At 66.8% G+C, this 11295-nt stretch carries 8 protein-coding genes; 3 read left to right on the forward strand and 5 right to left on the reverse strand.

Annotated features, from left to right (window positions below):
• Positions 1-11: 11 nt before the first annotated feature.
• From J0J10_RS16895 to J0J10_RS16915, 5 genes are all read right to left on the reverse strand, one after another.
• A complete protein-coding gene (locus J0J10_RS16895; protein WP_291647625.1) occupies positions 12-1097 on the reverse strand; it encodes an acyltransferase family protein in 1086 nt (361 codons plus the stop codon).
• 222 nt (positions 1098-1319) lie between these two features.
• Entirely contained in the window at positions 1320-2792 is a 1473-nt protein-coding gene (locus J0J10_RS16900; protein ID WP_291638144.1) for an exopolysaccharide biosynthesis polyprenyl glycosylphosphotransferase, read from the reverse strand.
• Positions 2793-2837: 45 nt separating this feature from the next.
• Entirely contained in the window at positions 2838-3830 is a 993-nt protein-coding gene (locus tag J0J10_RS16905) for an NAD-dependent epimerase/dehydratase family protein (RefSeq protein WP_291638143.1), read from the reverse strand.
• A gap of 39 nt (positions 3831-3869) precedes the next feature.
• Complete coding sequence (locus J0J10_RS16910; protein ID WP_291638142.1) at positions 3870-4697, reverse strand: WecB/TagA/CpsF family glycosyltransferase; 828 nt, start codon at positions 4695-4697, stop codon at positions 3870-3872.
• Positions 4694-5674, reverse strand: a complete 981-nt coding sequence (locus tag J0J10_RS16915; RefSeq protein ID WP_291647747.1) for a UDP-glucuronic acid decarboxylase family protein — start codon at positions 5672-5674, stop codon at positions 4694-4696. Before J0J10_RS16915 ends, J0J10_RS16910 begins: the two co-directional genes overlap by 4 nt.
• Before the next feature lie 529 nt (positions 5675-6203).
• On the opposite strand from J0J10_RS16915, the gene J0J10_RS16920 reads away from it, so the two are divergent.
• The 3 genes from J0J10_RS16920 to J0J10_RS16930 all read left to right on the forward strand — a co-directional run bounded on the left by J0J10_RS16920 (position 6204) and on the right by J0J10_RS16930 (position 11293).
• Positions 6204-7511, forward strand: a complete 1308-nt coding sequence (locus J0J10_RS16920; RefSeq protein ID WP_291647626.1) for a polysaccharide biosynthesis/export family protein — start codon at positions 6204-6206, stop codon at positions 7509-7511.
• Positions 7512-7548: 37 nt separating this feature from the next.
• The gene (locus J0J10_RS16925; RefSeq protein ID WP_291647629.1) at positions 7549-8958 is read left to right on the forward strand and encodes a mannose-1-phosphate guanylyltransferase/mannose-6-phosphate isomerase; all 1410 of its coding nucleotides are present in this window, start codon (positions 7549-7551) and stop codon (positions 8956-8958) included.
• A gap of 169 nt (positions 8959-9127) precedes the next feature.
• Positions 9128-11293, forward strand: coding sequence for a GumC family protein (locus tag J0J10_RS16930; RefSeq protein WP_291647749.1), 2166 nt, complete (start codon positions 9128-9130; stop codon positions 11291-11293).
• Positions 11294-11295: the final 2 nt, after the last annotated feature.

The raw sequence follows: 11295 nt of genomic DNA on the forward strand, positions 1-11295 counted from the left end.
CCTTCTTCGCTTCAGCCCGGCTTCTTGGGGATCGGCGCCGGCGCGGCGGCCGCGCCGTGCGGCAGGATCCGGAAACTGCGCAGGCGCCCGCCCGGCCGCAGCCAGCGATCCAGCGGCTTCTCGAGCGCAAGGTAGAAGGCCACGCCGATCGCGAGCGCCAGCGCCACCCCGACCAGCCGCACGACAACATCATAGCTCGCCGGCACGCCGAGGCCGCCGAGCAGCTTGCCGCCGGCCGAGAGCACGAACCAGTGCGAGAGATAGATGCTGAAGGAGGCTTCGCCGAGCAGCACCATGCTGCGCCCGAGCCGGCTGTCCTTCTGCAGTGCCTGCCGGCACAGGATGAAGCCGGCGAAAACGAGGCCGGCGGCGGCGATGCGCCAGAGCGGCATCAGCTTGCCCGAAGGCGCCTCCCAGACGGCCCAGAGCAGGATTAGAGCCGGCGGCAGCACTTGCAGGGCGATGTCGGCGGCCCGGCGTCCCTCCAGTTCGCGCACCAGCCAACCAAGGGCGAAGGCCAGCATGAAGGGATTGAAGACATGCGTCAGGAAAGCGGCGCCGAGCGTGCTCGCACCGGGGACAGGCCCGGCCGGCGAGCCGAGCGCCAGACCGACGGCACCGAGCGCCGTCAGCAGCCAGGCAAGGCCGATCCGCGCACCACGCCCCGAGCCGACGGTCGCCAGCATCAGCGCCACGCCGAGATAGAACAGGATTTCGTGCTCGAGCGTCCAGCCGACGCCGAGGATCGGAAAGCCCTGCTGCGGCAAGATCAGGAAGGACTTCGCCATGCTGATCGGATCGGGGCTGAAACCCATCAGATGCCAGGCCGGCTTGATCAGATAGACGAGGACCACGAGGCTGGTGAAGAACCAGTACATCGGTATCAGCCGCAGGACGCGCGCCGCGAAAAAGGCGCCGCCGGTGTCCTTCTCACCGACCCGCATGGCGATGACATAGCCGGAGACGATGAAGAAGAGCTCGACGCCGAGCGCCGAGAAGGGCTGATACCAGGACCGGGCGATCGCCAGATTCGAGAAATGCTTGGTCAGCAGGTCGGAATGACAGAGCACGACCTCGCCGGCGGCGAAGGCGCGCAACCACTGCAGCTCCAGACGTCGAGACGCTTGCACCGTTCCGCCCCTCACCGGCTCAGCCTGGCCGCGGCCGGAGGCCCCGGCTTCCATCGCCTTTCGGAAACGCGGCGCATCGAAGCCGACGTCCCGGCCCTGCCTTCCGAGCGGTCATCTCGATCGGTTCTCCGCATCGCCTTTCTCTCCGCTTCCGGCGAGCCTGCCCGGCTCGGTCCTCTGCCGAGGGCTCTAGCGCGCCCCACGCGACGTCAGCACCGCCGGGAAGGTCTCGAGCAGGATGTAGATGTCGAGCCAGAGCGACCAGTTGCGGATGTAGAAGAGATCCTCCTCCTGCTGCACCTCAAGGTCGCCGCCGCTGCGCGAGCTAACCTGCCACAGGCCGGTCAGGCCGGGCGGGACGCTGACCCGTATCGACTGGAAGCCGGGGTCGAAGCTCGCCATGTGGTATTCCGGGAACGGTCGCGGGCCGACCAGGCTCATGCCGCCGCAGACGATGTTCCAGAGCTGCGGCAGCTCATCGAGGCTGGAACGGCGCAGAAAATGGCCGATCACCGGCAGGATCCGCGGATCGTCCTTGAGCTTGAAGAAGCGCTCCCATTCGGCGCGCGCCTGTGGATTGCGTTCCAGATGCTCCTGGAGCCGGCTTTCGGCGTCGGCATACATGGTGCGCAGCTTGAGGACGTTGAGCTCACGACCGTCGCGCCCGACGCGGCGCTGCCGATAGAAGGCATGGCCGGGATCGGCGATCTTCACCGCCAGAGCGAGCATCAGGATCAAGGGGGAGGCCAGCAGCAGCAGGGGCACGGTGACCATGAGATCGATCCAGCGCTTGATCGCGAGATGCCCCGGCTGGAACAGGTCGAAGCGCACCTCGAGGCCGAGCGCCCCGCCGAGATTGCGCGTGTGCATGCCGACATTCGGCAACCCATCGGCATTCTCGGCGACGACGACATGCGGCGCCCGGACATCCGACAGCGTGATCCCCGGCCAGCCCTCGCCCGGCAGCAGGGCCGCCGCCGCGACGATGACGACCTCGGCCTGTTCCGAGAGCCGGGCCAGATCTGCCGAGCCGCCCAGCATCGGAACCGGCCCGGCCTCGGCGCTTTCGAGATCCGGCCGGTCGCCGATCAGGCCGATCGGGCGCAGCCCCAGCTTCGGATCGCGCAGCAGCCGCCTTGCCATCGCGTTGCAGAGCTCGGGCGGGCCGACAAGGATGGTCGGTGCGCCCCAGATCCCGGCCCGCGTCAGCAGATACCGGACCAGCCCTTCCGTGTAATGGCCGATGACGAACAGCGCGCTCCCAAGCAGGAGGATCGCCGCCAGGCTCTCCGGCCCCTGCCAGGCGGCGAAGGCCAGCGCCGCCATCACCGAGAGCATCAGCGCCGCCTGCGCACGCAACCGCAGGCGGTCTATCGGACAGGGCCCCCAGCAACCATAGATCCCGAACGAGGCATGCAAAGGCACCACGAGCGCGATCCCGGCCAGACCGGCTTCGAGGGCATCATGAAGCGCTGCCGGCGCGATCTGCATCGTCAGCGCGACCGCAAGCCCGGCGGCCAGGAGATCGCCGGTCACGAGCGCCGTCACCACGGCGATACGGCGGCGCGACCAGGCACCGCCCCGCCGCACCGATCGCGGGACCGACGGAACGCGCGTGGCGCTCAGTTTCGGCGAGGCAACCGAGGATATGGCCAGAGGCATGACGCGCACCCTCCCCCTTCCCAGCAATGACGCGCCGTTGCGGCGCTATTCGGCCGCCTGCACCTGCGGGGCTTCGGCCTTCCGGGCCAGCATCTCGGCGATCCAGCGATAGGTGGGCTTCAGCCCGTCCTTCAGCAGGATGCCGGGTTCCCAGCCGAGCACCTCGCGCAGGCGGGAATTGTCGCTGTTGCGCCCGCGGACACCCTGCGGGCGCGAGCGGTCATGCTGCTTGACGATGCGCTTGCCGGCGATCCCGGCCACCATGTCGACGAGCTGGTCGACGGAGACCAGTTCATCGGTGCCGAGATTCAGCGGCCGGTCGTAGTCCGAGCGCATGATGCGGAAGATGCCCTCGACGCAGTCGTCGACATGCATGAAGGAACGCGTCTGCTGGCCGTCGCCCCAGATCTCGATTGCGGCGCCATCGGCCGCGAGCGCAACCTTCCGGCAGATCGCCGCCGGCGCCTTTTCGCGACCACCATCATAGGTACCGAGCGGCCCGTAGACATTGTGGAAGCGGACAGTGCGGGTCGGGAAGCCCCAGTCCTCCGTAAAGTACTGGCACATTTTCTCCATATAGAGCTTCTCGAGCCCGTAGCCCTCCTCCGGATCGGCCGGGAAGGCATCGTCCTCGCGCAGTGGCGTCACATCGGGCTTGTGCTGCAGATATTGCGGATAGATGCAGGCCGAGGAGGAGAACAGGAAGCGCTTCACCTCGGCTTCCCGCGCCGATTTCACCATGTTCACGTTGATCAGCGTGTTGTGCAGCGTGATCGCGGCATGGGACGAGGTGATGTAGCCGATCCCGCCCATATCGGCGGCGAGATGATAGACCTCGTCGACCCCTGCGACCGCCTTCTCGCAATTGCCGGGAAGCCGCAGATCGAGCAGCGCGAACTCATGTGCCTTGCTCGCCTCGTATTCCGGCGCCTTGATGTCGACCCCGCGTACCTTGTGGCCGTGAGCCACCAGATACGAGACGAGATGATGGCCGATGAAGCCGCCGGCGCCGGTGACCAGTGCGATCTTGTCAGGCATGTCGCTCTCCAGCTCTGCATTGGAGGATTGGATACGGGTTCAGCCGGTGATCAGGCGGCGCAGGCGCCGCCGCGTGCCCAGCCAGAAGGTCGTCGCCGAACGCCGGACGAGGTCTCCGCCGACCGCCGCGAGAAAGCCCGGCACGATGCGCAGATAGCGGCGGCCGAGGCGGCGCGGCTCCTGGCAGAGTCGGAACAGCCATTCGAGTCCGTTGCGCTGCATCCAGAGCGGGGCCTGGGCCTTGCGACCGGCCAGGAAATCGAAGGCGGCGCCGACGCCGATCAGCACCGGTGCGTCGAGGCGCGCGCCATGGCTCGCCATCCAGTATTCCTGCTTCGGCGTGCTGAGGCCGACCCAGACGATGTCGGGCTTGGCCGCATTGATCTGGGCCACGACATCGTCGTCCTCGTCGCTGGTCAGCGGGCGGAAGGGCGGGCACAGCGTCCCGGCGACGACGAGGCCGGGGCAATCGCGCTTGAGCGCCGCGGCGAGCTGATCGGCGACGCCCTTGTCGCCGCCATAATAGAATTGCCGGTAGCCCCGCTGGGCCGAAAGGGCGCTGAGCGCCCGCATCAGATCCGGCCCATAAACCCGCCGGGTATCGGCATGACCGAGCAGGCGCGAGACCCAGACCAGGGGCATGCCGTCCGGCGTCGCCATGCCGGCCTGGTTGTGGATCGCCCGCAGGACCGGGTCGCGTCGGCTCTCCATGACGCCATGCGCGCCGGTGATGCAGACATAATGGTGCTTGCCGGCCGCGATCCAGGACTCGATCGTGTCGAGCGCCCTGGGCAGGTCGATGGCGGCGACACGGACACCGAGAATCTCGACGCGTGGCAGCGGCGGGCGGGAGATCGGCGTGTTCATGCCACCACCTTCAGCTCCAGCGATTGCGGGGGAGCCGGGGCCTTGGCCAGGAGCTCGTCGAAATAGGCGATGGTGCGGGACAGGCCTTCCCGCAGCTCGACCCGCGGCTTCCAATGCAGCAACTCGGAGGCGCGCCCGATATCGGGGCAACGCTGCCGGGGATCATCGGCCGGCAGCGGGCGGAAATCGAGCGCCGAGCGCGAGCCGATCAGTTCGATGATGGTTTCGGCGAGTTCGCGCACGCTGATCTCATGCGGATTGCCGAGATTGACCGGTCCGATCACGTCGCCATCGACGTTCATGAGCCGGATCAGCCCGTCGACGAGGTCGTCGACATAGCAGAAGGAGCGCGTCTGGCTGCCGTCGCCATAGAGCGTGATCGGCTCGTTGCGCAGCGCCTGCACGATGAAGTTCGAGACGACCCGACCATCCTTCGGATGCATGCGCGGGCCATAGGTGTTGAAGATCCGGGCCACCCGGATGCCTAGGCCGTGCTGGCGCTGATAATCGTAGAACAAGGTCTCGGCGCAGCGCTTGCCTTCATCATAGCAGGCGCGCGGGCCGTTGATGTTGACCAGGCCACGATAGTCCTCGCGCTGCGGATGGACCTCGGGATCGCCATAGACCTCGCTGGTCGAAGCCTGGAGAATGCGGCAACGCAGACGCTTGGCGAGGCCGAGCATGTTGATCGCGCCCATGACACTCGTCTTCGTCGTCTGCACGGGGTCGTGCTGGTAGTGGATCGGCGAAGCGGGACAGGCGAGATTGTAAATCTCGTCAACTTCGACATAGAGCGGAAACGTTATGTCATGACGATGAACATCAAAATTCTTGTCAGAAAGAATATCTGCGATATTCCCACGATTGCCGGTGAAATAATTATCAACACAGACAACCTCATTTCCTTGGGCAAGCAATTTCCTGCAAAGATGAGAGCCCAGGAAACCAGCCCCTCCAGAAACCATAACCCGTTTCATTCCACTCTCCGGATTATCTATGTTGGCAGGATATCCATCCAAAGAAATATAAAATTGCTAGTATCTCTCTGTTTATTTTAGAAATAGGCCATCTCTGGCTCGCATTTAAAATTTGTTTTTACTTCGCATAACCAATTGTTAAGTATTTATAATTTCGAAATCAGACAATTGCTATTTCGGGGCATGCTCGACCAGCCACGCCCATCTTGCAGAGGTACTCCGTCGCACCGCCCCTCACGCGGCAGCCCTTTGGAGGGAGGCGCCGTCGCCGGGTTCCGGCATCCCGGTCCCGCCGATGCCCTGACCATGCGACATGGAAAGACCACGGACACCGCCAAATAACGCAATATTCCCAAAACCTTGGAGCCATCCTGTCGAGGGGTAGCCCTTTCGCGCCCGGCTCTTCGCCCTAATGCGCCCGATCGAAACCGGCGTGGTGCTCTAGCGTGTCCTCACAAATCCGCCTCGCGAGACCGATGACGGATGGCCCGGAGGCCGGGTTCGGAGACATCCAGGAAGGTTCCACGCAATGCCCGCTCGCCAGACATCCGAACCGCAGGCCCTGACGCCGTCTCCGGCGCGGGCAGTGCGGGCCCCGGCCGCAACGGTGAGATTGTCCTGGCTGGCCGGGCTCTGCGTGCTCGCTCTCCCGCTCCTCCCAGCCGGGGCGGCCGAGCAGAACGCCTATCGCGTCGCCCCGGGCGACCGCATCGGCATCACCGTCTTCGGCCAGGCCGACATGTCCGGCGATACGATGATCGATTCCAGCTACAGCATAGCCGTGCCGCTGGTCGGGTCCGTATCGGTGCGCGGGCTCACCCTCAGGGAGATCGAACAGCGCGTCGCCAAGAGCCTCGCGGACGGCTATCTGCAGAATCCGGTCGTATCCGTGCGGCTCACCGAGCCGCGCCCGATCTATGTCGTCGGCGATGTCCGCACAGCCGGCGTTTATCCCTACCGCCACGGCGTTTCTGTGCTCGGCGCGGTCGCGCTGGCCGGGGGGTTCGGCGTTCCCGAGGAACAGGTGCGCGCCGCGCTGCGCACCGACTTCGTCCAGGCCGATGAACGGGTCCGCGCCCTGGAGACGACCAGGCTGACGCTGACGGCCCGGCGCATCCGGCTCGAGGCGCAGCGTGACGGACGCAGCCCCGATTTCAGCAGCCTCGCGGCCGGGCGCGGCTCCGAAGAATTCGTGACGCAGCTCAAGGCCAGTGAGACCGAGCTGCACAATTTCCAGACCTCTGCCCTGCAGCAGCAGATCGAGATGCTGCAGCAGCAGGAGCCGAAGCTCCAGGACAATAAGCGCTTCGTGCAAGACCAGCTCAATGCCGAGAAGCGCCAGCTCGAACTGATCCAGCAGCATCTCGTCGACTACAACGCCCTGCTCAGCTCGGGTCTGGCGCGGCGTTATACCGGGATCGAATTGCAGCGCGAGGAAGCGCGCAATCGCGGCAACATCGCCCGTTTCAATGCCGACATCTCGTCGAACGGATTGGCCCTCGGCGAACTCAGCCTGCGGATCCGGGAAGCGCGCGAGGCCTTCCAGCGCCGTGTCTGGAGCGAGATGCAGGACGTCGTGCAGCGCCTCACCGAGACCGATGCGGCACTGCCCGCCGCGCGGCTGACCCGGGAGCTCAGGCTGCGCCAGGTCGGTCTCGCCGAAGAAACCGCCGGGCCGCCGAAGCGCTCCCTGTTCGTGACACGCCAGACCGAGCAACGCAGCGAGACTTTCCCGGTCGTCGAAGGCGCCCTGCTCGAACCCGGGGACATCCTGCGCGTCGAGCGGCAGCGCCCGCCCGAGCCCGACCTGCCCCCGACCGCCGCCGCCATGCGCTGACCCGGCCCTTCCCCCGCCCTTGAAACTGGAGCGAGACATGAGCTGCCCAATCCGGCCCCTGATCATGTGTGGTGGCGCAGGGACGCGGCTTTGGCCGATGTCGCGCGAATCCTTCCCGAAGCAGTTCGCGCTGCGCGTCGGTGGCTATTCGATCTTCCAGCAGACGGTGCTGCGGGTCACGGGGCCGGAATTCGGCCGGCCCGTGATCATCACCAACCAGACCTATCGCTTCATCGCCGAGCAGCAGCTCGCCGAAATCGATGTTCTGGCCGACTTCGTGCTCGAGCCCGCCCGCCGCGACACGGCGCCGGCGATCATCGCCGCTGCGACCCTGGCTGGGCAAAGCGACCCCGATGTGCCGCTGTTGATACTCGCCTCGGATCATCAGGTCCGCGACGGCGAGGCCTTCCGCACCGCCGTTCTCGCCGGCCTGCCGGCGCTGGCGGCCGGCTGGCTGGTGACCTTCGGGATCCTGCCGACCGATCCCGCTACGGGCTATGGCTATATCGAGCCCGGCGAGACGCTGCCCAGCGGCGCTCGAACCGTCAGGCGCTTCATCGAGAAGCCCGATGCCGAGCGGGCCAGGAGCTATGTCCTCGACGGGATGCTGTGGAACTCCGGCAACTTCATGGCCAGCGCGCGCACCCTGATCGAGGAGTATGCGCTGCACCAGCCCGCCAGCGCTGCCGCCGTGGCACGGGCCGCCGAGCAGGCCACCGTCTCGCCCGGCGTCTTCGCGCTCGAGGCAAAATCCTATGGCGAAGCCGAACAGCTCTCGATCGACTATGCGGTGATGGAGCGGACGGCGCGCGCGGTCGTGGTGCCGCTCGCCTGCGGCTGGTCGGATGTCGGCAATTGGGACCTGCTCTGGGCCGTCAGTGACCAGGACGGGGCCGGCAATGTCAGCCGGGGCGAAGTCGTCCTCTCCGACGCCCATGGCTGCTATGTCTCGAGTGACGGGCCGCTGACCTCGGTGCACGGCGTCGAGGATCTGATCGTCATCGTCAACAAGGACGCGATCCTCGTGACCGACCGCCACCGCAGCGGCGAGGTCAAGCAGATCGTCGAAGGCCTGCGCCAGACCGGGCGGCAGGAGGCCGACACCCATTGCAAGGTCTATCGCCCCTGGGGCTGGTACCAGGTCACCGATTGCGGCGACGATTTTCAGGTCAAGCGTATCGTCGTCCATCCGAAGGGCCGGCTCTCGCTGCAGAGGCATGGGCATCGCGCCGAACACTGGGTGGTGGTCCGCGGCACCGCCCAGGTCACGGTCGGCGAAGAGGTCCGGCTGCTGACGCCGAACCAGCACGCCCATATCCCGCTCGGCGCCGTCCACCGGCTCGAGAACCCCGGCAACACACCGGTCGAGCTCGTCGAGGTGCAGTGCGGCGACTACCTCGGTGAGGACGACATCGTCCGCATCGAGGACATTTATCAGCGAGTCTGACGATGGGCTCGCCGCGCCCCTTTGCCGGCAACCCATCGCCACGGTGCGGGCCCTGGGCCTTCGGCCCGGTCCGCACCATCCCGGCCGGGAGCACGCCGCTTTCGACGATCCCCGCCCCGAGCAACCCCGGCAAGCCCAGCGCTTCGCCACAGAAGGCCGCGTGAAGGTCATGAACTGGGCGTTCCAGAATCCGATCCGGCTGGAAGAAGGCGCTCCACGGCATTTCGAGCATGTCGGCTACGAGGCCGGCCTCGCGCTGTGGCGCCGCCGCCGGATGATCATCGGGCTGATCGCGCTGGCACTGCTCGCCGCCACGGTCTTCCTTTTGACGAGCGAGAAGCGCTATGCCGCGACCTCCCTCGTCCAGATCGATTTCAGCCGCGATGATCCGACCGGCCGTCGCACCGCCGGCCTGCCGCTCGATGCGAGCGCCCTCGTTGAGACCGAATCTCGCTTCGTCCGCTCCCGCACGATTACCCGCCAGGTCGCCGAACAGCTCGCCGCCGAGGCCGCCGCCAAGCCCGCTGCACGGCTGGGGGCGCCCGTCCCCGATCCGGAGCAACTCGAATCACAGATCGAGCAGCTGGCGCGCAATCTCACGGTCCGGAACGACAGCCGCTCCTATCTGATCGAGATCGGCTACACTGCCAATACGCCGGCCAAGGCCGCCGAGATCGCCAACCGCTTCGCCGATACCTATCTCGCCAATCGCGGCGAAACGAGTTCCGCTTCGGCCCGCCGGGCCGCCGAATGGTATGCCGACCAGATCGAGGTCACGCGCAAGAGCCTCGAACAGGCCGAACGCGCTGCCGCCGACTACCGCCGCAGCTCCGGCATCGTCGAGACCACTGCGGAAGGCGCGGTGCTGCTGCAGCAGCGGCTGCGCGAGATTTCGAGCCAGGCCAGCGCCGCCACGCTCGCGCGGGTGAACGAGGAATCGCGGCTCGAGCGCGCCAGGCTGGCGGCCGCCGAAGGCAACATCCCGCCCGACATCGCGGCGCTGCCTCAGATCCAGAGGCTGATCGAAAGCCGGGACACGGCGCGCCGGCAAGCCAGCACGCAGGCCGCCGCGACCGGCGAGCGCCATCCTTCGGTGATCCAGGCCCGCGCTCTGCAGCAAGAGGCGGAGGCGCGCCTGCAGAACGAGGTCGCGAATGCGCTGGCTGCGATCACCGAGGACGTGAAGAGCGCACGCCGTGTCGAGGAAGAGTTGGAAACCGGCGTCGGCAAGGCGAAATCGAGCCTGATCGATGCGCGGGCGAGAGAAGCGGAGCTGCGGACCCTGCAGAGCCGGGCCGATGCACTGCGCGAGCGCCTCAAGGTCTTGAACGAGGGTCATATGCAGGCCCGCGCCCTGTCCGAGCTGAAGCCGGTCGTGGCGCAGATCATGGCGGCGGCGGAACCAAGCCGGACCCCGGCCGGCCCGAAGAAGGGGCTGACCCTGGCGCTCTCCGGGCTCGGCGCCGCCGTGTTCGGCGGGCTCCTCACCTTCCTGCTCGAACGCCGGGATGTCGGCTTCCGCAAGGAAGAGGAGGTTCTGGCCGCCACCGGCAGCCCCTGCATCGGCTTGCTGCCGGCGCTGCAGCCAGGCGATGCCCGGGTCAACGCCGCCACCCAGCGCGAAATCCTGCGCGCGATCATCGCCACCCACCGTCTCGCGGAATCCGGGCCGGCCAAAGTGCTGCTGATGACCTCGGCCCTTCCCGAGCAGGGCAAGTCGCAGGCGCTCGAGGCTCTCGCCCATTGCCTCGTCGAGATGGGACGCCGCGTTCTCGTCGTCGACGCTTCTCCACGCAGCGAGCTCGACGGCACCGGGAAGGCGGCGCTCGAGGACATCGTCGCCGGCAGCGCCGCGCGCAAGCGGGCACTCGAAAGCGGCCGGCAATGGAGCCCGACGGACATGCCCCTGCGCAATCCGCTGCTGCGGCGAAGGGCGCCGCTGGCGGCCAGCGAAGCGCGCCAGCTCTCGGTGGTGCACCGTCGCGGCGGCCTTTCCGACAGCGCTTCCGCCTTCACGCCGGCGACGCTCGCGGACCTGGTCATGGAGGCGCGCTCATCCTTCGACGTCGTGCTGATCGAAGCACCTCCGGTCTTGCTGGCCGCGGATGCGCTGATCCTCGCCCATTTCGCCGACATCGTCCTGCACGCGGCGCGCTGGCAGGACACGCCGAAAGCCACCATCGCCGCAGCGGTGAAACGGCTCTGCGACGGCGGCATGCGGGTGCACGGCGTGCTTCTGACCCAGGTGGACGTCGAGCGCTATGCGAGCTTCCAGAGCTTCCGCGCCCCGTCCTCCGCCTACAAGATTCGCAAATATTACGCCGATTTCGACTGAAT

It is taken from the genome of Allobosea sp., from assembly GCF_017308075.1.
Taxonomy (GTDB): Bacteria; Pseudomonadota; Alphaproteobacteria; order Rhizobiales; family Beijerinckiaceae; genus Allobosea.